Origin of the sequence: Flavobacterium cerinum (assembly GCF_024496085.1) — a bacterium.
GTDB lineage: Bacteria > Bacteroidota > Bacteroidia > Flavobacteriales > Flavobacteriaceae > Flavobacterium > Flavobacterium cerinum_A.
Map to the genome: position 1 here is coordinate 2,355,709 of NZ_CP101751.1, position 25,729 is coordinate 2,381,437.

The window sequence follows — 25,729 nt, forward strand, 5'->3', positions numbered from 1 at the left end:
TTAACGATATCCGACAATTTATTGTTTGATAAATTCCATATTTAAAGCCCGTTCATGGTTCAGCATAAAGCCTGTAACGGTACCGGTTTCGTTTTTTATAAAAGTTATTTTACCGTGTTTTGTAAAGAATAAATCGTCACTTTCAGGCGGGCTTGCTATATAGGATATCGTATCGTTCCATTTGTAACGCAGGATCCCGTTTTCCGTAAAAAATACTATTGTAGCGTTTAAAGCTTTATTATAAAATTGACCGGTATATTTAGTATATAAAGTCAGATCCGGCTCTTTATCCGTACGTTTATAAACACTATTTTCATCTGAAGTTATAATCTGTAATTGCATCGCTTTATCCTTAGTAAAATCACCAAAAGTTAAGCTGATATCACCAATAGTAAAATGATGTACTTCTTTTGCAGGCTGAATAAATGCGGTAACATTATCCCATAATTGTGTTAACTTAAGCAGGTCTCTTTCGTTTGTTATAGCGATTATATAGCCGGAACGAAGTTCATAATTACCGGTATAGCTTTCAAGTAGCGCAGGTGGAACGGTTATAACTTCTTCTATAACTTTCTTTTTTGCTTCGGTAGGCATTTCCGTTTTCGGATAAGTATATTTTTCGCCTAATAACTGACTTACAGTTGCATCTAAAATAGTATAACGTTCAAAATCATCATCGTTTGCTAAAATTACCACAGCTACTTTATCATCCGGAAAATAAGCGGTTATGGGATGAAAGCCGATCAGATCACCGCCATGACTGATCATCATATGGTTGTTATATTTAAAATGAAACAAACCTTTAGTATAAAGAAAGCCTTTTCCTTTAGCCGGATTTTCGGTTAACATTGTAGTCCAGAAAGCAGTACCGAAAGTACGGTGGGTTTCCATTTCGGATAACCATTTTTGCAGATCTTTAGTCGTACTATAGACACTGCCACCGCCAACAGAAAATTCATCGATGTCATTGGAATTATAAGAGTTTCCGTCATATTGATAGCCTATTGCTGCCTTTTTTACTTTGTTGTTCGGTTTTATAACATAACGGGTGTTTGTCATCTTTAGCGGACGGAAGATATTTTCTTCTGCAAATGTGGTTATAGCCTGGCCGGATACTTTTTCAACAATTTGCACCAGACACCAATAACCGGAATTACTGTAGCTCCATTGGGTACCGGATTCGCTATTCAGTTCCTGCACACTGAGTAAAGCTTTAATCGCTTCTGCATTATAAGTATCGGAATTTTCACCTCTTAACATGGCCAAAGCACGATAATCTTTTAATCCTCCGGTATGATGTAATAATTGATCAATCGTTATTTTTTCAGCATATTCCGGGAATTCAGGGATATAGTGTCTTAGATTATCGGTGAATTTTAGTTTTCCCTGTTTTTCTAAAAGTACAATACAGGCTGCTGTAAATTGCTTGGAGGTTGAAGCCAGTGCGAATACGGTTTTATCACTGATCTTTTCTTCCTTTTTAAGATTCGCATATCCGGCATGCTTATGATATAGCGTTTTTCCGTTTTTAGAGACAAGTACTGAAAAACCGGGTGTTTTTCTTCCTTTGTAATGGTGTATAATAGAATCAATGGGTTTAAAGTAATCCTGAGCATTGACAGGAATTCCGATCATTATAATTACCCAAAACAATATAAGTTTTTTCATTTTGAAGACATTACGTTGTCACTAGTTAAGTGAAAACCGACAGGGCTTCCTGTTTTGAAAGCCCTAAACCGATTTAAATAGTAAACTGTTAGTTGATGATTGATGAGGTACAAAAATAGAAATAAAACACTTAATGGTGTCTTAATTTTTTTTATTAGTTTTGTTCTATTGGCAACCTATTAATAATCAGTATGGAAAGAAAATCAACATCGGGTACAATTCGGAATAAGGAACGCAGTAAAGAAAAATTTATGGAAGCGGTAGGAGAAATTTTAACGAAAGAAGGATATTTGGGTTTAAAAGTAAATACAATCGCAGCAACTGCCGGAGTTGATAAAAAAATGATATACAACTACTTTGGCGGAACTGATCAATTGATTGATACTTATGTAACCTCTCAGGATTTCTGGAGTAATGTAAAGGAAGATAGTGTTGAAATTAATGATGGCGGTAGGGAATTTTCAAAGAAAAGCCTGACAGCACAATTTGATTATGTATCCCAAAATAAAAGCCTGCAAAACATACTGCTTTGGGGATTGGCCGAAAAAAGGAGTTCTTTACAACATATAGCCGGAGAGCGGGAGCGAAACGGAGAACAATTGCTAACACAAATTACCGATCCGTATTTTGCCGAAAATGCAACCCAATATCGGGCTATCATGGCTATATTGATCTCCGGAATTTATTACCTGAACCTGTATAAAGACGGTAATTGTGATACGTTTTGCGGAATAGATCTGACAAAAGAAACAGGATTGGATACAATAAAAAAGGCCATTGAAAAATTGATTGACCTTGTTTATGATGATCAAAATAAAAAAAGCCAGATTTTAAAGAAATAGGCTAACTACAGCCGTAATCCATAATCAAAACGTTTGTTGATCACCCGTATTAACATTCCCAATTGTCCGCAATGATACCCGGTGTGTTGGATATTCCATTCAATGGCTTCTCTTTTATTTTTTGCAATCGGATGTGGAAATCCGGTCGGTTCCAATGGGAATTCCAGGATATCATCTGATAGTTGGCTTAGGATTTCGATCGATTTTTGCTGAATAAAGACAAGATCCCGAAATAACTCGTTCGGATTAAAACGCCCGATACTGTCATTCGGTGAACCGGATGTAAAATAAACACCGTATTTTTTTAACGGCAATGTCTGTAACAGGTCTGTTTGCATACCGATGATAACCCAAACGGAATGGTAATAATGACTAACAATCAGATGACCGACCTGCCAGTTTACCGTAGTCTCCATTATATCGGGCATAATATCCCATTTTTCATAAGGAACGGATTGCAGAAGGGTATTGGTTTGTTTGTAGACATTTTCTGTCTGACGTAATAAGATTTCCGTTTCTTTCATTTTAATGGCCAATTAAACAAAATGATGTTTTTTATTTTCTAAGGATTTAGTAGTGCAGGTAATAGATATTCCGTCACTATTTTTTCGACTTGAGAATGAGCATATGACTGATTATAGGCAGTGGCAGTAATTACAATAACCAAAGGCAACTCCTGAAAAATATAAATTTTATTACCGCCGTTTCCGCTACAGGCATAAGCCTCATAATTTTTTCCGTTGACAGTAAAAAGTTCACGCCAGAACAGATAACCGTAACCTTTGTTGTGCTCATTTTCGGGGAAATAATTAGTAAAGGATTTAGTAACCCACGATTGCGGAATAAGCTGTTTTCCGTTCCATTTTCCTTTGTTTTGATAAAGCTGACCGTATCGCGCCAGATCGAGTGTATTCAATTGTAATCCTCCGGCCGTATTGGCTACTTTTTGAGGGGTATATTGCCATTTATAATTCCGGATACCTAAAGGATGAAACAGTTTTTGATCCGCATACGTTTCCAATCCACCGGGAACATTTTGATGGAGTATATCACCGATTAAAACGACTCCGGCTGTAAAATAATTCCATTGCTCTCCGTTTCTTTTGTTGCGGTCAACCGGCAGATTGAGTGTAAACTGAACCCAATTAGCTGTCGGATACATATTTTCTTCATTACCGGGCGAATCGGAATCAAAATCAAAACCATCAAAAACAGAACTCATTGTCAACAGGTTTTTTAAGGTGACGCTATCTTTTTGCACATCATAATGATCATATTTTTTCAGCTCATAGAAATCCTTTAGTGATTGGTTTTCACTTTTAATATACCTGTCTTGAATTGCGATTCCCGTTAGGGTTGAAGCAAAGGATTTCCCAACGGAACGCGTATCGTGAAGCGTATTTCGGTTGGCTTCATTAAAATATTCTTCGAGTAATAGTTTTCCGTTTTTAATCACAGCAATACTAGTGATGTTTTTAAAACGTTTTTCGGCAATTCGTTTATTTAATTCCTCAATTTTTTTCCGGTTTAAAGGTTCTTTTGAGAGTGGCCAGTTACTACCGGGTTGTATGACTTGTAAGGCTATTTGTTTTGCTGTTAATTGAATAACCGGCGTACTAAAGTTTAGTTCACCGGATGCGATTACGGTTCCGGTTTTGATACCGTTTACTGTTTTAAGATAAGGACGTACTTCAATTTTTAACAGATGTTTGCCGCCGAATAATGCATCGCTTCCGCCATTTCCATAATAAAAGCGTCCCCAGAGAAAACGCCCCCAACTGTCTTCATTTGTTATACTGATCAATGGAATACGAAATTGCGTCCATTGATTTTTACTTTGAACTGTTCCGGCACCGGTAGTAAGGTTTTCGGTATAAATCAGCTTATTATCGACATAAAAAGAAAATTGATAATTTCCGTTTTGAATTAATTGCTCAACCGATAATGTTTGATCAAGCTGATGCAGGTAATTCGTTAAGGAATTGGCCAGAAAAAAGCGGGCTGCTAAAGGTTGGCCTTCCTTTAATTCAAAACTGTCGATAAAATCAGAAGCCGCGATTTGTTGGCTATCGGAAGGTTGGGAAAGAAAAACAATTTTCCCGGAATATTGTCGGTGAATCGGATTATCAATTGCATTTGGTGTGACAATGTTTTGTGCCGATAAAAAAGGAAGTCCGATAAAGAGGTAAATAATACAAAGTACCCAGGTTTTCATATTTTGTTTTTTGATTGATGATGTGCTGCTAAAATACTCTTTATAAAAATACCGGTATAGAATGAAATTAACATTAAGGCTGTAAAAACTTACGATAGTGTAAAGGAGTTATTCCCAACTGTTCTTTAAAACAGCGGTTAAAATGACTTTGATCGGAGAAACCCGATTCCAAAGCAATAGCTGCAAGTGATTTATGTCGAACGGATAATAAATGCAAGGCTTTTTTGATTTTGATTTTCCGAATGTATTCGCCTAGTGAACAACCGAAAAACTTTGGAAAATAACGGGATAGATGTACCGGATGGATACTAAATAATTCCGACAAATCGGATAATGTCCATTCGCTGATATCCTGTTCATGAAGTAATTCCCGTAACGGATTAATCCATGAAGGAGCGGTATTGATCATTTCCTTATTTTGTGTCTTGATCGTGTTTAAAGCCTCCAGAAGTAAAAGCTCAGTTGTAATAGATGTCAGGTTATCTGAAAGGAGACTCTCTTTAAAAAGCTGATAAAAAATTAAATTGGCATCCGGATCTTTTACAGAAAAACTGCCCTGTAAATCATGTGTATTCCAATCGCGTTTTGTAAACCAATCATGCTCCATTTCAATATGAAAGCCTCGCGTATATCCGGGTGGTTTTATATTATAATGGGCATCGTCCCAATTGTGGAATAGGAGCGAACCGGCCGAACAATGATAGGTTTCTTTTCGGTTGGTTTCGATTACCTGACCTTGTAGAATAAAAGTAAAATAGGGATTTTCATGATAATGCCAGTCTACTTTTTCATGAGTATATTCGGTATCGGTTATGGTGAGTCCGTCCAATGTGAGCCGTCTGTTGGTTTCCCCGAAAAATTGACCTTTTTGTAATAGCTGCATACGCAAATATAGAAAAGTTACCGTGTTTTGATCTGTAGGTTAATTGTGAAATTTTAAAAGTAGGTTTGATATCGGGATAATCAATGGATATTTCTAAAATAATTGATCAATAATATTACAAATTAGATATTGAATTGAAAATTTAACAGTTTTTAATCCACTTTCAGATAAAATAATTTAAATTTTGATTAACGATTACTTTTAAATAATTGATCACTTTTTTATTGGCTATTAACAAATAACAATTTAAATTGCAATAAAATTATTTAAGAAAATTTTTACAAATAATTAAAATCAACCAACCAATAAAATATGGATTTCCAACAAGAACTTAATGACATTTTTGAGATTATAAAAGATACACTTCCCGCTGGTGTAGAATTCATAACGTATAACATTCCATCGTATTCCGGTAATGGCTCTAGCGGTAAATCCTACTTTACCATTGTCGACGGAAAAGCGAACAGAGAGACAATTCCCAATGTGTTAAAAAGCGACCGCGAACATCGCAATAATGACATAAACAGACGTATCAGAAAAGCCGAATTCGATATTACCGTTGCTCAGGAACCGGGACGTTTTGTTGTCTTTTCGATTTCGAAAGAAAACGGATATAGCTACAGAATCGCCACTCCGGAAGAGTTGGTACAATTCACAAAATTAGATCTAATAACAATTGTCGATCCGGGAATGCGCAAGGAGGTTTTTGCCGAAGTCGCTCCGGATAAAAAAACGGGTAAACCGGATGTCGTAGGAAGACAAATACTCTATTACGCAAACGGAGAAGTAAAGGAATATACGGGCGTACCGGCTTCCGATTTTGCAAGAGCGGCTTTTCATGCACTCGACGGAAAACTCAAATTTGTATATGTAATGATTTCCGAAACGGATGTGATCATCAAAACATCACCTGCAATTCCGGGTGTGACGGAATTATATGAAATCAACGAAGATTTGACGTTGGATGTATCCAAAATCGAAAATATTTACGAATTTCTGGAATCATTCAGCGAAGCCAAAATCGAAAAAGCTTTGGAAGCATTGGAAGCGAATCCGGAATTCAAAGCTAAAGCCGAAAAGCGCTACGGCGAATTTATTAAAGTAAGAGTCGGAAAAGAGGCGGGTATCGAAAGTTTCGAAAAAGCAGCATTGACGCGTAAGGAAGTCGAACTGTTTAGCGATCAGCATTTTGTCAAAAAAGTGATTTCACTATCGCGTTTGTATGAAGAGGAATGCCAGACGATTGTCGATTTTATAGGAAGTATGATCATGAGTCATCTCGACATTCACGAATTTAAAAAACGTATGGAAGCCACCGAAAGCGAAGAGGAGTTGAAAGCGTTTTATGATGTGGCAGCCGAAAAAGTCAAAAAGGGAATACAGGCCGAAGTGAAGGTCTATAACAAAGGCTGGTTCGGAGAAATAAGCGAAATGCTCGCAAACCATAAAGTAGAACAACTGATGTTCGAAAAAACAGATTTTAGTCTCGAAAACAACGACGCACTCAAAGGGTTTATGTTCTACTTAGACCTGAATAAAGGAAGAGAGTTGTATTTCGATATCTACCAGTCGTACTTTAATAACCCTACGGAATTCTTCTGGTTCTTGCCGAATGTACCTCAAACGGCATGGGGCGATACCACTGTTAAATGGCCGGAATACACACTGAAATTTAGTAGAAAAGCAGCTTACAAAATCAACGACAGCGGCAGATGGAAAACACATATCCCGGAACCGGCTGGTAAAGAATAATTTTTAACTCATTTTCGTATCGCTTTTAAAAGAAATTAAACAATCTATTATTATGGCTACACAAATGTACGAGGTGCAGTGGAACGACGCTGTGCCGGAAAAACCGATATTAACAAAACAAGAAATAATCAATTATTGTCGTCATTTCGGACAGGCGACACCTGATCTTGACGAATTCCTGACGCGTTTTGATTTTGACGAATGGAAATGCATGCAACTTGCTTTTGATTATGTTTACGGGAAACATTCCGATGAAAAAGGGGGAGTGGGAAGCGATGCCGTGACGTATCTCGGACTGATTGCAACGACGTTTCTTTCGGATGAAGGAGAAGCAAAACTACACGAATATGTCGGGAAAGAACGCTTTATGTATCCCGAAGACGACCGTACATCGTTTCAGGTTTTCGACGATTGTCCGCTTTGGATGATACAAGTCGTGGAAAAGGAAAAACAATATGCCGACTGTCTGTTTTTTATGCCGGCCGTTTTCTGGAAAGATGCACAAATGCGTGACGATTCCTATGGTTACGAAAAATATACAGTAGGTGACAATAGAACCTATCATCAATGGTATGGTGAATCAACAAATAATTACCGCCCGATTCGCTATTGGCGAAAACGGATCGGGTCCTATTCACCGAATTTTATTGAACGCGAAGGAACCGCGATTGAATTCGGAATGGCAATTCCCGTTTTCGACAAATGGCAAAACCGTATTGTTTATTATGAAGGAAATAAATGTGACGTAATGTATTTTTACGATCTTGACAATCCCGAAATAAAACACGAGGCGAAAGGCTATCTTACCGAGTGGTATAACAGTTATTTTATGATTACGCCCGAGGAATACCATTTCGGGCAAAAGGGTAGTCTGGTCATTACCGACAAACAATTCAATAAAATTTCCAAAACAAAAACGAACGTTTACAATACGTTTGAAAATGATTTCTGGCGTGTTTTTCTCGATACAAAAGGTATTGTGATGATCAGAAAAGATACGAACGAAGAAAGACGTTTTAAGTACAGCGAAGTAAAAATGACCAATGATATTAAGAGGAACAATCCGACATCGCTTTCGATTTGGGCACTCGACGACAATACGGTAATTTTTCAGAAGGGTGGAACAATCATTTCGATCGACACCGACTTTATTATCAATATAACGGTTCTCGATAAAGTATTTAAAAAAGAAATTCCGGCCTATTTTTATAATTGTTCCGTTTGGGAGGTATCACTTCAGCTTTCCGAAAATCGAAGATTGTTGTTTACAGATGAAGGTGTTTTTAAAATCGGGACAGATGGGAAAGTGGAATATTTTAATCCGAAGCTGACTGAAATTACAGGCGAAGCTATTTTCTATAATGGTATTTATGACGAAGCGTTAGGCGGAATATGGTTTGTCACATCCAATGACCGACTGGTTTTTACCGATGAAAATTTCGAAAAAGGCTATGTGTTTAACTATACCGAACAATTTTCCAATACGCATAGATCTGATTATTATTACAGTCAACTGTATTTCGACAAGGAACAAAACCTTTGGACTTCGCACTATCGTGATAAACTATACAAAATCAACCGAAAAGAATTGGATAACAAGTTAAAAACGGCTGTTGCCTATTCTAAAAACCAACTTCAAACATTCTAAAACAGATGGCTACACAAATTTTTGAGGTAGAGTGGGATGATACGCCTGCCGGAAAACCGATACTTTCAAAATCGGAAATTATTGATTATGTCCGACATTTCGGGCAAGACACCAAAGAACTACATGAATTCCTGTCCCGTTTCGACTTTGACGAATGGGTTTGTATGGAACTTTTTGTGGATTACATTTATGGACGAGTGGACAAAAGCGGTGAGGTAGGAAGTGATGCGGTGGAATATCTGAACATCGTTTCGGGTACTTTTTTTACCGAAGAAGCTGAACTGGCACTTCATAATTACGTTGGATTTGATAAAAAAGGATTTGAGTACAACTACGACGGATCGCCGCCATTCGCACCTTTTCCGGATTGTCCGCTTTGGATTGTTCAGGTGACAAAACAGGAAAAATATGAGTCGAGTGCGATTTTCTTTATGCCGGCAATTTGGTGGAAAGATGCGCGTATGACCAGTGAATCCTATGCCTATAGTCATTTTACAGTGAATTCAAAATGGAACCAATGGTATAATGATCCTTTCGGAAAAAACCAGGATCAGAATATGTACTGGAGAAATCGAATAGGGAGTTATTCTCCGAATTTTATTGCCCGTGAAAACGGCTCGACGATTCCGTTCAATAGCTATAAAATTCATTTCGACACCTTTAGAAATCGGGTATTTTTAGAAGAATCACGATCGGAAGAATTATGTTATTACGATTTATCCGATTTTAAAACAGAACTTAGAACGCAGAATTTCCTTAAAGATAGCGCGAACGGATTTATCGAAAGTTCGGCCGACGGTTATCGCTTTTATACCGGGAAAAAATTATTGATCACCGATGCGAATTTCAATGTGATTTCGGAATCCGCTTCCAAAATTGTCAATATTTTCGAAGATGATTTCTGGAAAGTGGTACTCGATAACAAAGGGATTTTGATGACCAAAAAGGAATCGGGAGACGAAAAACGCTTTAAATATAGCGAGCTTAAACTCACGACTTCGGAGTATTCGAATAATCCGGATAGTTTGAAGATTTTCGTAAATGCAAACCGTTCGGTGATTTTCTTCGGAAGCCGGCTTTCGATTGTAGATGTTTTGTTTCAAATAACGAATATAAAGTTGGATAGTTTGTTTAAAAAGGAAATCGCGCCTTATTATTATGGAAACGGACAAAAAAAGGAGCTCGTTGCACTTTCTGCGGAACGACAATTACTACTAACTGAGAATGGTGTTTTCGAACTGGGAAAAGACGAAACACCAAAAATAATCAACGAAAAGCTTAAGGAAATCACAGGGGAAGCCTTATTTTATAATGCTGTAAAAGACGATGCTTTAAACGGAATCTGGTTTATAGCCGGTATCGACCGACTGGTTTTTACCGACGAAAATTTTGAGAAAGGTTATGTGTTTAATTTTACAGAACAAGACCTTTCAGACGAGTATCTCAATACGTATCGTTGGAGCAATCTCTTTTTTGATCAGGACGGGAATTTATGGTATTCGCTTTTCGGACCGATACTTTATAAGATTTCCCGTGCCGAACTCGAAAATAAACTAAAAACGGCTATCGCTTTCGGAAAATAAAATATATGGAGACATTGGAATTAGTGCGAACGACAGAAATTCCGGGCAACATCACCATTATTTGAACCTGGAGTTTTGGGGATTGATTTTTGTATTGGTTTCCTGTGATTCCGAAGTTGAGAAAGAAACAATTTCAGCATTTAAAAAAGCAGATTTTTTGCCGAAATTAGATGATCAAATGGAAATCCTGAGCCGTTACGAAACCGCAGCAAGCCAATTTAAAAACAAAAAATAAAGCACACTTTATCAATAAAATTTCGAATTGAAAGACTTCATGAAATCGGAGCTTTTATAAAAGGACTTTGTTGATAGTAGTTTAAACTTTATACGATCTGACCAACCAAAAACAAAATACTATGGAAAAAATGACGCTTGAAAACGCTACATCCATTCTTAAAAAACACAATCTCGAACCCGACGGAAAACACCTTTTTGATGCTTTTGGAAATATGGAATTATTGGAAGCACTATTGGTGGCAGGAGCAGACGCAAACTACGTTGAGGCCCAGTTCAACGTTCCGGTACTTTCGTTGGCCTATAGCCGACAAGAATATACAAATTTCCGATTACTTCTTGATTATGGTGCGAATCCCGATGTACCTTCAAGCGTGTTTACGAATCGCGAACCGATTATTTTCGAAATTGCGAGTCCGCAAACTGGAGTTGACGGCTTTCTTTACCTTATGATCAAAGCCGGAATCGACTTGAATCAAATGCATCCGGAATCGGGATATACCTTGTTACAACACGCCGCAAGCCGCTATTATGTGTCGCTTGAAAACCTTGAGCATTTGATCGAGAAAGGAGCTGATCCAAATCTGCCAAACCGGGATGGACAAACGCTTTACGACTTGATCGACAGCGAAAAGATCAAACTTGATAAACCGGTTTTACTTGCCTTAAAGAAACATCAAACGGGTTATGTCGAACGTCCGATTGCATTTCAGATTGTTGCACCGCCCCAAAAACCGGAATGGGACACTTATTTTTCTTGTCCCCGTGGTTCGTTCCGGGTTGTAAAAGTGCTGGATAAAACCAATGATACGCTTACCGTAAGAATGTATCGTACCGAACGACACGACATCGATTTCCCGAGAACACATACCGATTCGTTGAGCATCATTTTTGCACTTCTGGAACATTCGAAAACACCATCGGAATGGAAAGATGCGGTTTCAGTGTTCCATTTCACGGGTAATCATGCTGCTTTGGCACGCTATTATATCCAATCGCATATCGTTTCGGATTTCAATCTGACTATGAATGCCGAGATATGGGAGGAGAAAAATTATAAACCTTTCGACGATATGGCTGAAGAAACGCGTGAAAAATTACAGCAAGCTACAATGACGATTACCGTAACCGAACCGGAAATGCTCAAGACGATCGAAGTAGGAAGCTGGGCTAAAATCCCGGGATTCAACGTTGCACCGCTTTGGTATCTCGAAAACAAGACGACTTCACAGTATTACTTTTTTTATATCAGTGGCGGTGGCAGATGGATAGCAAAAGAAGGCGAAATCGGTACGGAAGCGAAAGGTAAAGTCATCGGTGGCATTGCCAGCGGCGGGTATTATAAAGAAGAATATATTCGGGCGGAAGCGTTCGTTTCAAAGAAATTTGAGGAAGGTTTTGAACTCATCTATAAAAATTTTGATACGGCTTATAACCTTGAAGAAGGAATTGAGGAGGCAGCAAGGGAAGCGAAAATCAACGAAAATAAAAATCAGGATTACAGTGAAGCAGCATTTGAAGCGTTAAAAGAAAAAGATGTTGAAAAACTGGCGGAAATACTTAAAACCGGGGTTCATCCGGATACACTGAAAGACAATTATGGAAACAGCATGCTTGAAGCTACCGGAGGAGCCTATTATCCGGAAGCGTTTCATCTCGAAATGCTCAAGCTTTTGCTGGATTACGGAGCGGATCCGAATCATGAGCTGTATCAACACGAACCCTTGTTACAGAAAGTGTGCCGACACGCAAAAAATGAATTAGCGGATGAAATGGTACGTGCATTACTTGATGCCGGAGCGGATATTTCGACCGTCGGATCTAAAATGTACCAGTTCACTTCAAACCTGCAAGCCGCTTGCCAGGGCGGTATGTTGTGGTATATTGAATACCTTCTGGAAAAGGGGGCCGATGTGCATTATAAAGATGAGAATGGCCTTTCGGCATTGAATTATGCCGTGAGGGCGGAACGGAATGTGGTTGAAACCATCGATTTACTACTCAAAAACGGAGCTGATAAAAACGATCTGAATATGTTTTGCTATTCCAAAAATGTGTTTGAATATGCTGAAACTCCTGAGGTCGTGTATAAGCTTGTCGACTTAGGATTTGATATCAATATGCCAACGTATAACAGTGATTACCCGGCTATTCTGACCATGGCCAAAAGAGGTTCGGTGACCATGTTTGACACCTTCCTGAAACTGGGTGGAATGGATGAAATGCACCGCGTTTTGAATTGTCTTTACGAACCGCTGGACAGAAATAGTAAATCCACGATCGAGGAACAAATCGAAAAGATACGACTGATACAGAAACTTGGGTATTCGTTGCTTTCGTATACCAATCTCAATCCGATTGAACGGCTTGTCGAAAAGAATCTCAAAAAGCGCAAGAAAATTACCAAATGGGAAGAAAAAGCCTTGCTTGATCTTTGGGAAATGGATTGCGCACCAAGACGTCTGCATGAGCTTAACAAACTATACGAATACGTAACAAAAGTGGATTGTAAGCCGATGATCGAAAAATGCGGAAACTATATTACTGAGATTCAAACTGCTTTGAATTAATACCTGAAAAACATTCAAATGGAAAACTATTATGCTAAAGCTGTAGACATATCGGGGAAACGATTTTATATTCCGGTTTCCGAAGATGGTACGGTTCAAATATCCAGTGTACTCAAAATAAAGGCGCTTGAAACAAATGCGCTCAAAGTTTTTTGTCGCAATAACGAACTTCAGAAGCTAATTGCACCGAACGCGATTTCGGTGGGGTGCAACAAAAATAAACTGACATCACTACATCTTGAGAATGCCGAAAATGTACATTGCGGTGAAAACAAATTAACGGAATTGTATGCACCGAAAGCTACGGTCGTGAAGTGCTACCTTAACCGGCTAACCGAATTAAGACTCGATAGCGCAGTCGAAATTGAATGTTACGGAAACGATGATTTGAAAGTTATTTACGCTCCGAATTTACGGAAGATCGATAAATTTGAAAATCTGGTGCAAACCGAAAATTTTGCCTCGCGTAAAGAAATCGACATCACGTTCAAAAATCATTTCGATCGTAGAAATCCGGAAGGCTATACAACGGAAACATTCGATCTTGAAATCGCCTTTGATTTGGACAAACCCAGAACGGTAGACAAAATTAAACTCGCGATGACGATTTATGATCCGGCGGTACAATTTGAGGTTTTCCTGATGGAATTCGATGATGAATTTGGTCAGCATGACAGTATCGAAAAGCAAATCGAACTTCCTTTTGTGGCAGATAAACCGATGCGTTTTCCATTTTCCGTTCCCATACGATCGTATAAAACCGGAACGAAAAACCTGCTGGACATCATTCGGGAGCTACCCGAAAAAGAACGTTTATACGAAAGAGAATTCCACATCGACACGACGTGTTATCTCAAATCCCAAAATATGCAGGACAAAATCTTTACCAAGACGTTTGTAACCGATAATCCGTTTTACGGTCGTTACCAATGGGAAACCGATTCGTTTACTGAACCGGTAAAAATTTTGCAAGATGCGAAATACCTACCGGAAGCGCTTGCAAAGGTTGCGGATGATCTCGAAGATGCTTTGCTCGAACTTTTCGAATTACACAAAGACGAGATTGAAGAAATCGCGGAATCTGTTGATGGGATTTCCTACGATATTCTTCCGCATGAGCGTTATGCAGCCGTTTCGTTCAGGACTGTTGATGATGAGGAAAAATACAGTCCGGCTGATTGGGAAAACTATAGTTTATTGGAATACAGAAATGACAAATCACCGAAATTCAAGGCTTTTTCGAATCGGTTGTTTCAATTGTTTTTTGAAATTCAGGCAAGTTCGGATGATTTTGAAGATATAGAAGCGCACATCAAGGATTTGTTACTAACCGCAATTGCCAAAGCGGTGTTACGACCATCGATTGCCGAAAAACTAAGGGATTGCGGGATTTCGAATGCGCCGATACTTACGAATACTTTTGACAAAACGGTCGAATATATCGTTTCCGTTTCCGAATACGGAGAAGATCCGTTCAATTACTGTGAATCGGTGCTTTTGAATACCGAAATAAAACCTATAGACGAACGAATCCGCCTTGATAAATTTTAAGATATGAAACAACTCAAAACTCGCGAACTGCTTTATGACGGAATGGAAGGCGAATCGCTTTACAACGAAAGTCACGACTTTTTCGGACGTAGTTTTACGATGACGGAAATCCTGCGAAATCCATTCGACAGACTCAAAAGAAGAATCGAAAGCGAAGCCTATGAAAAAGTTATTTCGGATGCCGGATTTACTAGCGTAAGCTCCTTTTTTAAACCTTTGGAAGAAAACAAGGAAGTGCTATATCGTTCGCAAAACGGATTGTCGTTGTATTATGTGACGCACCTGCATATGTTGTTTGTTTTTTCATTTGGCGAAACCCAACCGGCACGGTATCAGTTATATTGTGAAGGCGTTTGGGAAATGTATACGAATCGTTGGGAAGACACACCGTAAGTTATAAAGAAAAAGGGGCTGTCTCAAAAGTGAGGCAGCCTCAATTTTTTTATACAAATAAGGGAGCCCGAGAGCTCCCTATATTTTGCAAGTTTGTTAACTTGCGGTGTGTATAATAAATCAAAAGTAGTCTTTAAAGATTACAATCCCAAGCAAAATTTTCTACTTCCTCCGAGTTTAGAGGAGCTGATAGAACTCAACCATCCAGTAAGAACCGTTTCCGATGTGATTGACGGTCTTGATTTGGAATGCCTTATTAAGAATTACAAACCAGGCGGCACTTCCAGTTACCATCCCCGCATGCTTCTTAAAGTGTTGGTTTATGGTTATTTGTGCAATATTTTTTCCAGCCGCAGGCTTGAGGAAGCCTTGAAGCAGAATATCCATTTTATGTGGTTAAGCGGTATGAGCCGTCCTGACCATAATACTATAAACCGCTTTAGGAGTGAACGCCTTAAAGATGAGGTACGCAGCATCTTTACCCAGGTTGTATTGCTTTTAGAATCCCAGGGACATGTGAGCCTTAAAACTGTTTTTACCGATGGTACAAAAATAGAAGCCAATGCCAACCGGTACACTTTTGTATGGGGCAGATCCATCGAAAGGAATAAAAGGCGCATAGAAGAGCAGCTTCAGGACTTATGGGAGTATACGCAGCAAGTTGCCGCTACTGAATCTAAAGACAAGACAGAAGTTGAGTTTAAGGCTATTGACAAGGAAGCTGTTGAAAAGACTATTAAGAAGATTGACACCGCCCTTAAAGGCAAAAAGATATGCCCTAAAGTACGGCAGAAGCTTAACTATGCCCGTAAGAACTGGCCTGCAAACCTTGAGAAGTATGCTAAGCAAGAAGATATAATGGGTAAGCGAAACAGCTTTTGTAAGACCGATACTGATGCTACTTTTATGCGGATGAAAGAAGACCACATGAAGAACGGACAGTTAAAACCGGGATATAACTTACAGATAAGCACACACAACCAGTTCATTGTAAATTACTCTTTACACCCTAATCCCAATGATACAAGGACGCTACCCGAACATATAAAAATTTTTAAAGAACACTACAATAGACTACCTGAAGAACTTGTGGCTGATGCAGGTTATGGTTCGCAGGAAAACTACACATTACTTGATAATGAAGGTGTTGAAGCATATGTAAAATATAATCATTTTGACAAAGACACCAGAACAGGAATACCAAGTATCTCTTTATCTAATCCCGAAGTAGCCCAGTTAAGAACAAAAGCTTATAACCTGCTCGTAACCGACAGGGGAAAGGAACTCAGAAAGCAACGCTGTCATGATGTAGAAACCGTGTTTGCCCAGATAAAAAACAACAAAGGCTTCCGCAGGTATAATCTGCGTAGCAAAGCCAAGGCCGAAGTGGAAACGGCATTACTTGCTATGGCTCATAACCTCAAAAAATGCCCTGTTAGGACATCATAAAAGGGATAATTTTCTCTTTTTTGAAAAGTAGATGCTTTTACTGGCTAAAAGAGACATCAAAATAGCTAAATCAGAAAAAATAAATCAGAAGATTGTCGGCAATAAAAAAGGGGATGTCCTTTTGAGACAGCCCCTTTTATTTGACTTCATTTTGTCGGATTATTATCTTTTAATCATTTTCTTGGTAAAAGCATGACCATCAGGAGTCGTTATTTTTAAAACGTAAGTTCCGGCAGCTAAATCAGCAATATTTAATTGATTGCTGTCGCTGGATGTTTTGATAATTCTTCCGTTCAGATCCAATACAACTACTTGTGTTATTTCTTTATTGAAATTTACAGTTGAAGTAGCCGGGTTAGGGTAGAAGTAGAAATTAGAAGCGGTTGGATCATTAACGCTTAAAACGTTTTCAACATTAACTACATTTTTAAAAGTAGATCCCCAGAGTCCCTGGTTATCTTTTAAACGAATGTTGAATACATGTAACCCGACTGAGCTTGGAAGAGGAATTCCATTTGAAAGAAGTTTTTCGTAAGCACTATTAAAATTTCCGTCGGCGGCCAGGATCGGTGTTCCGTTACCATAACCGGGATCGGTATCCCAAAAATATTCGGCCTGTATAATCGTAACAGGTTCTGTGGTGGTGGTAGCTTCTACAGCAACAATAGTTGTAAAAGTAGATCCCCATAGATTCTGATTATCTTTAAAACGAATATTGAATTTATGTAAGCCGACACCTGGCAGATTTATACCGGAAGCGGCAATTTTTTCGAAAGCGCTGTTAAAGTTACCGTCGGCTGCTGAAATTGCAGTAGCATTACCTTGTCCCGGATCGGTATCCCAAAAATATTCGGCTTGCGCTATAGCTACTTGTCCCTGAACAAAATTAGCTATAAAAAAGGCGATCAATATATAAAGTTGTTTTTTCATCTCTTTGTTTCAGTATAAATTATTTAGAAAAACCGGAGCCTGAAACATTTAATGTAGTACCCGTTGTGATTCTTCTCGGTACGTTTAAATAATTTATTTGCGCCCGGTTACCTCCGTCAGCCGGCCAGTAATTGCTCCAGCTGTTAGAACCTCCTCCGTTTCCGGCATCATTTCGCGTTAAATCCAAATCGGTGTATTCCACTGCCGGCGAACCTGCGTTTACATTAGCACCGCTCACACTGTAACTATTATTGTTAATTGTAAAATTACCCTGTGTATTAGATCCCTGGTTAGCAACATTATTTAAAGCAAAAGGACCACTAATCATATTATAGTAAGCCGATACCGTTGCGTTAGTGTTGTAATTGTAGATTACATAATCATTATTAAGTGCTAATACATTGTTGTAGATCAAAATCGTTCCGGTATTTCCCGTTGTCAGATTGATCGTGATACATTCACCATACTGGCCTCCGCCGTTGCTTCGTACATCAGATGTATTATTGGTGATCTCATTTGTACTTCCGTTTTTTACACCCCAAACACTAATCGAGCTTTGAGGAAGGAAATTGTTTAAGATTTTAAACGTATAGTTTCTTTGATAATTTGTAATACCGTAATTCACACTATTAGCGATGATTTCAACATCATCAGTCGCCAAACTGGTATCATCGGTATGCGTTACAAACAGACTGCCTAAAAAATTACCGGTACATTTTCCGTGCGCTATAATCGTTTCACTTTCTACTGTACATCCTGAAATAATGGTAGTTGCATTTACTTGCCCGGCATCCAAAAAGCTCAGGAAAGAGTTAAACACGTTTAAAGTGGTTCTGCCACCGGTAGTAGCGCCGGAAATCGTGATACTACCTGCAATTGCATTGTGAATTGTCACCACACGTCCGGCAAGTGGAGTTATTACAACCGTTCCCTGCAATTTGTATTTTTGATAGTTGGTTTCTGATACAAAAGTCAACGATTTGTTAATCGTCAGATTTTCAACATAAGCAGCCGAGGCATTTTTCGGCTTTATAATGATTCGGTCGCCGTTTGATGCTGCTGTAATCGCTGCACTCACAGTGGAGTAAGCACCATTGGCACCGTTTTCACGAACATATAAATCAGCAGCTGAAGCCATTGCGGTAAACAGACCTGCGATCGCAATAAAAAGTAGTCTTTTTTTCATTGTTTTTTGAATTGATTGTATTCGGGTTAAATGATTGATTGTTTTAAAAACTTACCATTATCTTTTCCGCAACAAGCATTAAAAAAGCGAAAAAAATAATGGTAAGGAAGAAGTGCTGTTATTTTTCCAGTTTCATCCAGAAATAGTCATTCCAGCCTTCTATAAGTCTTGTAGGATCGGTATTTTTTGTTCTGTCTTGTTCCGCAATTTGAACGATTCTTTTATCTTTTACGTTGAAATTATAATTTCGAGGTTTCTTTTCGCCTTCAATTGTAAGTTCAACTTTGTATGCTCCGTCAGTAAGGTTTGCAAATTTGAATTCTCCCGGTTTGTCTACCAGTTTTAAAGCACATCGGTATTCATTCCATTTGGCTTGTTCTACCTGAGCCACATTCGGCGTACCGGTTCCGTATTGTTGAGCAAAAGGCTTGTTGTCTTTTAATACTTTCAGGCTCCATTTTACGCTTTTGTTGGTTTTTCTGTTATTAGCCGGATTCGGTTGGAATTCTTCATGATTATAATAAAAACCGAAAACAAGGTTACCCGATTCATCATAATTCATATAGGCATAATTATTCCACGGACCGCGTGTTACATACATTTCGTTCATAGCAGCATAAGGGTCTGAGTTAACCAGTTTTTGAATTTCAAAATCGAAAGAGTAATACATTTTATCTCCTGCATAAAAATCAAGTCGGTAATCGCCGGTACCCCATTTTTTAACATCGATTTCGGTTCCTCCAACCCATTCACCGTCACGTTGGTATCGGCTGTTTGGTGTATTGTATTTTATTTTTTTTCCGTCGTCAAATTGTTGGAACCCGTCATATTCAAAGTAAGTAATGTATTGGTCGCCTTTATAGACTTTAATTTTTAGAAATTCGGCTTGATCATGAACGGTATTTACAGTAGTACCGTCAGCCTTTTTGTTCGGAACAAAAGTTGCGGTGTAACCCGAAAACTGCGTTAATCCGCCGGTTCCTATATTAGTTGCATACAATAAAGAGTTAAAAGTAACGGCAGGCGTTTGTTTGTACATATTCCAGTCCAGTTTTAATCCGCTGGAAGCACCGCCTTTATTTTTTACCTTTTTAGCTGCTTTTTCTCCTTTTTTTACAACTTCTTCTGCTGTTTTTACAGTTTCAGTTGCGTTGTTAGCCTGATTGGTTGCTTTTTGAATCTTGCTTAAAAGTTGCGCATTGGAGTTGGTAAACGCGCATAACAATAGTCCGACGATTACTAATTTTTGTTTCATTTTTTTTATTTATTGGTTGAATGCAAAACCGTTTTTTCGGAATTACAATGCAATAATAAAGCAAAGGAAAATGACAAATTTAACGAATGTACATCCGGTTGTTTTAGGAAAATATTCGTAGCAACCGGATGTAAATTCGTTTTTAGTAAAATTTAGACATGAAGATTTTCAAGTAAAATAAGGAACTCTTCTTTTTTGCGAACAGAAAGAGGAATTGAAGTCTTATTTTTTAAAACGATTGTATTTCCGCCATCTGATTTAATAAAATGGTCGAAATAAGCCATATTGATCAGGTGCGATTGATGCGTCCTGAAGAAATTGTGAGGCGTTAGCATTGTTTCATATTCTTTAAGATTGGTCGAAACAATGAGTTTTGGTGCATTAATAAAAGTAAAAGTGGTATAATTTTTATCCGATTCACAGTGTACGATGTCCTGAATACTTACAGAATAAATTCTATCGGCTGTTTTCAGAACCAGTTTTTGTGAATTTTTCGGACTTCCGAGATTACTGAACAGGTTATTGAGTTTTAGATCAAAAATTTCTTTGCTAAGCGATTCTTCCGCTTTTGTAACAGCTTCGACCAAATCGGCCGGATCTAAAGGTTTTAAAAGGTAATCAATGGCCGAAAAACGGAAAGCCCTGATGGCAAAGTCTTCATATCCCGTTATAAAAATAACTTTAAAAGTAATCGGTTGTAATTCCTGAAGTAAATCAAATCCCGTTCCGTCGGGCATTTCTACGTCGAGAAAAACAATATCCGGTGTAAGTTGCCTGATCAGATTAATTCCTGATGCTACAGAATCTGCCTGGCCAATAATAGTAATATTGGGGCAGTTTGATTTTATGATGGCACTATTTTTCTTTCGAATAGTTTCAATATCGTCAATAATAACAGCTCTTAACATAGGATAATTAATTTTCGTAAATGTAAGGAATTTCAAAAAAAACTTTAGCCCCGACAATATTTGTATTTTGATCCAGGATATTATCGGTTTGCACCAGAAAGTCTTGATTTTTGGTATAACCGATCAAGCGTTCTTTGGTAATTGTCATAGCCAACGATTTGTGGTTGGCGATTTTTTTGTCGGTTTCAAATCCTTTTCCGTTATCGGTAACTTCAAAGAATAATTTGTCTGCTTTAAGATAAAAATGAATCGCAATCATTCCGTCTTCTGATTTGTTGCTTAAACCGTGTTTGATCGCATTCTCTATAAAAGGCTGCGTTAGCATTGGCGGTAAAAAGATAGTTTCGGCATCAATACTCTTTTCGATAGCAATGGTAAAGTTGAACTTATTGTTGTATAAAAGTTGCTGGATGGCTAAATAATTTCGGGTCATTTCCACTTCCTCTGCCAACGAAATATAATTTTCATTGGAATTTTCAAGAATCTGACGGGTCAGTTTTGAAAATTTAGTCAGGTAATCTACGGCTTCCTTGTCTTGTTTGTCCTGAATCAATCCTTGAATGTTATCGATAGAATTAAAGATAAAATGCGGATTCATTTGTGTGATCAATAGTTTTTGTTTGATTTGATCTTTTTCAAGAAGTGTTATCGCTTGTTTTTGTTTGGTATTTCGGTAATAAAAATAAGCGCCCAAAAGAAACAATAGAAGCACGCCTGAAAGTCCGATCAGCCAGTTATTTTTTGCGGCTGTTTCCTTTTCGCCTTTTAATTTGATGGCCGCTACTTTTTTACCTTCAATTAATTTTTGATTTAGCGTTTTTTTCTCGAAATCATATTTTAGCTGTTGATGCGCCAATTTATTTCGGGATGTTTCCAACGCCGATTGTTTTTCATTTTCCAGTTTGATAGCCGCTAATTTATTTTGTTGTTCTAATTTAACTTCCGTCAATTTCTTTTGCTGCATTATTTTTTGTTGCAGTTCTTTTCTTTCGAAATCATATTTCAGTTGTTGTTGTGCCAGCTCATTTTTTGAAGCTTCAAGATTACTGGAATCTTTTAGCACAATCCAGGCTTCATACATTTTAAGGGCGTTGTCATATTGTTTACTTTCCTTGTAAATTTTATGCAATAAGTTACTCATACCTGTTCTTGCCCCGATATTTTTTAACTTAAGGGCTAAGGCATAACTCAACTCGCCGTATTCAGCTGCTTTTTCGTATTTTTTTGATTTGTAATAGACTCTGGCAGCATTACCGTATACCCCTTGTCTGGAAAGGTCATCTTTGCATAAAGCCAATGCCTGATCGAGGTAGATTTGTGCCTGAGTACTATCTCCCATGTCGCTGCTGGAATTTGCCAACTGTACCAATATCATCGATTCTGCCTGCGGATCTTTGTTCGGTTTTATGATTTCATAGGCTCTTAGGAAGCTTTTGTGCGCTTCCGGATATTTTTTAAGTCGGCTGTAGGCAACTCCTATGTTGTTATTGATAACCGCAATTTCATGTCGGTCGCTTTTCCATAATTCCGATTCAGGAACGTCAAAATAAACCAGGGATTTTTTTAAGTAAACAATTGCTTTTTCCCAATCTTCTTGTGCTATACAGGTAGTTCCGATTTCCTGATTCACATGTGAAATTCCCATTTCATTTTTGATGCTTTCGTAATATTTAAGTGCTTCAAAAAAGTTTTCAAATGTTTTGGGCCAATCGGCTATTTTTCGATAGTAGGTGCCTTTACCGATCATAGCTGAGGCTACGGTTTTATAATTTTTTGCTTCTTTCCAATATTTTATGGCCAAATCATAATTTTCCGGCGCTTTATCACTACCGTCAAAGGTTTCTTTTTTAGCGATATTATAGTAATAGACTCCGGCCGCATAGAGATATTCGTTCTTCATCTTGGGAGTAAGATGATCCATTTTGAGTCCTTTAGAAAAAATAGGTAGCAATTGATTGTAAAAAGCAATGTGTTGTTTGCTCCAGCCAATTGAGTTACTCATCCCCGCATAAATAGTACTTATGCGTACCATATCACTGGTTTTAGGGTTGGCGAGAATCGTTTTTAAGGAATCAATAGTCTTATCCTGAGAATAAGAAATCGTTGAAATAAAGAAAAATACAATTACGGTGGCTAGCCAAGTAGTTTTACTCATAAGAGAATTTTGGAAGTTTTAAATTCGACGTTAAATGTAAGTAATAAAAACATATTTTTTTAGAATTAAGCCACTAAATACAATGCTTTACAGCCATTTTTTTTGGCATCAAATTTAAAGTAATAATACGCTTTCCGATGTAGCAATCTAACGGAGACTAATTAGAAGTGTAAGGTAGGTCTTCTCCTGAATTTTATGCCCGGATTCCAAGACAAAAAAAGTGATAAAAGGGATCGTCTTAACTGCTGTAACTGTTTTTGATAAAACGAATTTTCATTGCCGTGTTACTAAATTGTTTCAAATGGCTACAAATTTTCATTTGCCCGTTTCTCTTTTGCATTAAATTCTACCTTAGCACTGTTAATAATTTAATCTTATCAAATAGCCAACTATAATGGATGCTAAAAAGGAGGAATTAATGCGTACGATAGGCGAGGCCTATAGTCCCTATCTTGAGACCGGAAAAATTTATCATGTAGATGTTACCAAAAGTAATTACGGCGCTCAAAAAAGCGGCATATTTTACATCAAAGATGATATAAAATACAATTATAATACGAATCTTCCGAAAAAAGAAAGGGAGGCACTAAATAAAGAATTACGCGAATTAGGTAATAAAATAAGTGATTTGGGTGATAAAGCAGATCTTTGGGATCTTTATAGCGACTTGCCCGGAAATACGCAGATACGATTTACTTTTATAAAAGAGGAAGCTGTAGGCATGCAGATATATGGCGTGACGGAGCTTATTTCGATGTTAAAAGAAGAACTTCTTGAAAATACGGAACGGGTTACAAATCAGGGCGCTTTTAAAAAGGCTGTTGGGTTCGGTAATTTTGTAGAACAGGCAGACAATATTAATATCGTGGGTGACTACAGTCTTGAATTTGAAAATAAGACCTATTCACTGGACTCTTTTTACGGACTTGGAATCGACCTGTTGAACACTGCACTTGATGAGCAGTTAAAAAGTATCTGGTTTAGTCTGGAGAATGATCAGCTTACGGTACAAACGGAACCGGCATTCCCGGAACATGGTTTGTATGCTATCGAAAATGCTACAGTAAACCTGGATCCGGCCTATGCTAAAAGGAAAGAAGCGATTACTGAAGCCATACGCCTGCGGCATGAGTTTTTCAGATCGATAGGTACACTGCACGATGAAATATTATATCTGAACATCGGTGGTTTCCGTGACCACAATTGGCCGGGGTATACTTCGGGAACGATTGCAGCAAAATTCCGTATTATTTATACCGAAAATACAACCATCGTAATAACTGACGGCCTTTCTGATATTTATACCAAAGAGGATCAGGATAAGGAATTGGCTTACAATGGGACAGGAGCGGAATACTATATTGAATTTGACAGTATTGTGCCGTTTCATAAAGTGAGAGATCATTATACGATGGCTTTACTGAACAGTGTAACGCAAGTGGCGTTGAGACACGGCGAATTTAAGGCACTGATGGAGAAATTTGAGTCACTCACATTGCAGTTTAACAGCAACGATGTGGAGACGTGGGTCATAAAAGATAATGATGCTAACGACGGACCAACTACTTTCTTTAACAGTTCCCAATATGATGCTAATAAGCCATTTGGAACACTGCTGACAATGGGGTCAAAAAGCTTACCAAAACGGACCAAGTTAAACATTGAAAAAATAGTACTGGTAAGTGTAAAACCGTTCGGAAAAGAATGGTTTAGCAGCGATAAGCTTTCTAATTCTGATGACGCAATAAAAACAGCTGCACGAATGGCTATGATAAAAGGATTTGAGGAAGACGGATCGTTTAACACCATACCGGTTTCTTATCTATAATAATCGTAAACATTAAAATCATTTAAACAACCAAAAAAATGAGCCATAACGACGAACAATACCTTACGCATTACAATCTGAAATAACAGGCCATTGAAAATATTCTGGGGCCATCTGAGGAAGTGATCGGGCATGCAATGATTCCTTTCAGGGTAATTGCAGGTATGACATTTGGAGCTGTGGACATGTATTATTACTCAAATCACATTGAAGGAACCGGATTTTCCACTATGGAACTTATCCAGACCGATGGTACCGGTCCCGTTCCGAATAAAAAAGGAACTTATGAACTGATTGCTTTTACCAAGCAGCCGTTCAATGCTATCAATCAGGATCCGCCAACACCATTCAACATAATGGAGAGACGCGTTTGCGAAAACTTTACGCAAATCGCAGGTGCCGCACAGGGAAAGGCTTTTAATCCGTATGAGATATGCCAGATATCCGGAAACGACGGTAAGCCGAGATATATCTTATTTGATGTGTATAAAGAATTTGAGATCGAAGGTCACAAGCACCATCTGTTGCTTTGTATCGAAATATTTGAAGAAGAGTTGACTACCGTAGCCAATTTTGGTCATAAAAGATTTCTCGAAATGCTGAAAATGATAAAAATTTATCCTTACAGCGATCTGGACAGGAATTGGGTAGGCATTAAAAAATAAGCCTTTAACTATTA

Annotated in this window: 19 protein-coding genes; 10 read left to right on the top strand and 9 right to left on the bottom strand. The window is 38.1% G+C overall.

All coding sequences use genetic code 11. The features are described from left to right. Positions 1 to 18 precede the first annotated feature (18 nt). A complete protein-coding gene (locus NOX80_RS10615) occupies positions 19 to 1,668 on the bottom strand; it encodes a serine hydrolase domain-containing protein (RefSeq protein ID WP_256549754.1) in 1,650 nt (549 codons plus the stop codon). 191 nt (positions 1,669 to 1,859) lie between these two features. Between NOX80_RS10615 and NOX80_RS10620 the strand changes: the two genes are divergently transcribed. Continuing rightward, positions 1,860 to 2,510 carry a TetR/AcrR family transcriptional regulator gene (locus NOX80_RS10620; protein WP_256549755.1) on the top strand — a complete coding sequence of 217 codons (651 nt, stop codon included), beginning with the start codon at positions 1,860 to 1,862 and terminating at the stop codon, positions 2,508 to 2,510. 5 nt (positions 2,511 to 2,515) lie between these two features. Here NOX80_RS10620 and NOX80_RS10625 read toward each other — a convergent pair whose 3' ends face one another. The 3 genes from NOX80_RS10625 to NOX80_RS10635 form a co-directional block, all read right to left on the bottom strand. Further along, complete coding sequence (locus tag NOX80_RS10625) at positions 2,516 to 3,034, bottom strand: DinB family protein (RefSeq protein WP_256549756.1); 519 nt, start codon at positions 3,032 to 3,034, stop codon at positions 2,516 to 2,518. A 38-nt stretch (positions 3,035 to 3,072) separates the two neighbouring features. Further along, complete coding sequence (locus NOX80_RS10630) at positions 3,073 to 4,725, bottom strand: serine hydrolase domain-containing protein (RefSeq protein ID WP_256549757.1); 1,653 nt, start codon at positions 4,723 to 4,725, stop codon at positions 3,073 to 3,075. Between the two features lie 73 nt (positions 4,726 to 4,798). Further along, the gene (locus tag NOX80_RS10635; protein ID WP_256549758.1) at positions 4,799 to 5,608 is read right to left on the bottom strand and encodes a helix-turn-helix transcriptional regulator; all 810 of its coding nucleotides are present in this window, start codon (positions 5,606 to 5,608) and stop codon (positions 4,799 to 4,801) included. A gap of 312 nt (positions 5,609 to 5,920) precedes the next feature. Between NOX80_RS10635 and NOX80_RS10640 the strand changes: the two genes are divergently transcribed. From NOX80_RS10640 to NOX80_RS10670, 7 genes are all read left to right on the top strand, one after another. Further along, a complete protein-coding gene (locus NOX80_RS10640) occupies positions 5,921 to 7,360 on the top strand; it encodes a hypothetical protein (RefSeq protein ID WP_256549759.1) in 1,440 nt (479 codons plus the stop codon). A gap of 52 nt (positions 7,361 to 7,412) precedes the next feature. Continuing rightward, positions 7,413 to 9,008 carry a hypothetical protein gene (locus NOX80_RS10645; protein WP_256549760.1) on the top strand — a complete coding sequence of 532 codons (1,596 nt, stop codon included), beginning with the start codon at positions 7,413 to 7,415 and terminating at the stop codon, positions 9,006 to 9,008. 5 nt (positions 9,009 to 9,013) lie between these two features. Further along, positions 9,014 to 10,591, top strand: coding sequence for a hypothetical protein (locus NOX80_RS10650; protein WP_256549761.1), 1,578 nt, complete (start codon positions 9,014 to 9,016; stop codon positions 10,589 to 10,591). Positions 10,592 to 10,947: 356 nt separating this feature from the next. Then, entirely contained in the window at positions 10,948 to 13,395 is a 2,448-nt protein-coding gene (locus NOX80_RS10655) for an ankyrin repeat domain-containing protein (protein ID WP_256549762.1), read from the top strand. 18 nt (positions 13,396 to 13,413) lie between these two features. Then, the gene (locus NOX80_RS10660) at positions 13,414 to 14,946 is read left to right on the top strand and encodes a hypothetical protein (protein WP_256549763.1); all 1,533 of its coding nucleotides are present in this window, start codon (positions 13,414 to 13,416) and stop codon (positions 14,944 to 14,946) included. A gap of 3 nt (positions 14,947 to 14,949) precedes the next feature. Continuing rightward, entirely contained in the window at positions 14,950 to 15,339 is a 390-nt protein-coding gene (locus NOX80_RS10665; protein WP_256549764.1) for a hypothetical protein, read from the top strand. 108 nt (positions 15,340 to 15,447) lie between these two features. Next, positions 15,448 to 16,788: an IS1182 family transposase gene (locus NOX80_RS10670; protein WP_256549765.1), complete on the top strand. Its 1,341-nt coding sequence runs from the start codon at positions 15,448 to 15,450 to the stop codon at positions 16,786 to 16,788. Between the two features lie 162 nt (positions 16,789 to 16,950). On the opposite strand, the gene NOX80_RS10675 is transcribed toward NOX80_RS10670, so the two are convergent. The 5 genes from NOX80_RS10675 to NOX80_RS10695 all read right to left on the bottom strand — a co-directional run bounded on the left by NOX80_RS10675 (position 16,951) and on the right by NOX80_RS10695 (position 23,222). Beyond that, positions 16,951 to 17,718 carry a T9SS type A sorting domain-containing protein gene (locus tag NOX80_RS10675; RefSeq protein ID WP_256549766.1) on the bottom strand — a complete coding sequence of 256 codons (768 nt, stop codon included), beginning with the start codon at positions 17,716 to 17,718 and terminating at the stop codon, positions 16,951 to 16,953. Positions 17,719 to 17,737: 19 nt separating this feature from the next. Beyond that, entirely contained in the window at positions 17,738 to 18,904 is a 1,167-nt protein-coding gene (locus tag NOX80_RS10680) for a hypothetical protein (RefSeq protein ID WP_256549767.1), read from the bottom strand. A gap of 118 nt (positions 18,905 to 19,022) precedes the next feature. After that, positions 19,023 to 20,159, bottom strand: coding sequence for a hypothetical protein (locus NOX80_RS10685; protein ID WP_256549768.1), 1,137 nt, complete (start codon positions 20,157 to 20,159; stop codon positions 19,023 to 19,025). Positions 20,160 to 20,311: 152 nt separating this feature from the next. Continuing rightward, a complete protein-coding gene (locus NOX80_RS10690) occupies positions 20,312 to 21,067 on the bottom strand; it encodes a LytR/AlgR family response regulator transcription factor (protein ID WP_256549769.1) in 756 nt (251 codons plus the stop codon). A 7-nt stretch (positions 21,068 to 21,074) separates the two neighbouring features. After that, the gene (locus tag NOX80_RS10695; RefSeq protein WP_256549770.1) at positions 21,075 to 23,222 is read right to left on the bottom strand and encodes a tetratricopeptide repeat-containing sensor histidine kinase; all 2,148 of its coding nucleotides are present in this window, start codon (positions 23,220 to 23,222) and stop codon (positions 21,075 to 21,077) included. Between the two features lie 394 nt (positions 23,223 to 23,616). Here NOX80_RS10695 and NOX80_RS10700 point away from each other — a divergent pair, with 394 nt between their 5' ends. After that, complete coding sequence (locus tag NOX80_RS10700; protein ID WP_256549771.1) at positions 23,617 to 25,050, top strand: hypothetical protein; 1,434 nt, start codon at positions 23,617 to 23,619, stop codon at positions 25,048 to 25,050. Positions 25,051 to 25,187: 137 nt separating this feature from the next. Further along, entirely contained in the window at positions 25,188 to 25,715 is a 528-nt protein-coding gene (locus NOX80_RS10705) for a hypothetical protein (RefSeq protein WP_256549772.1), read from the top strand. Positions 25,716 to 25,729: the final 14 nt, after the last annotated feature.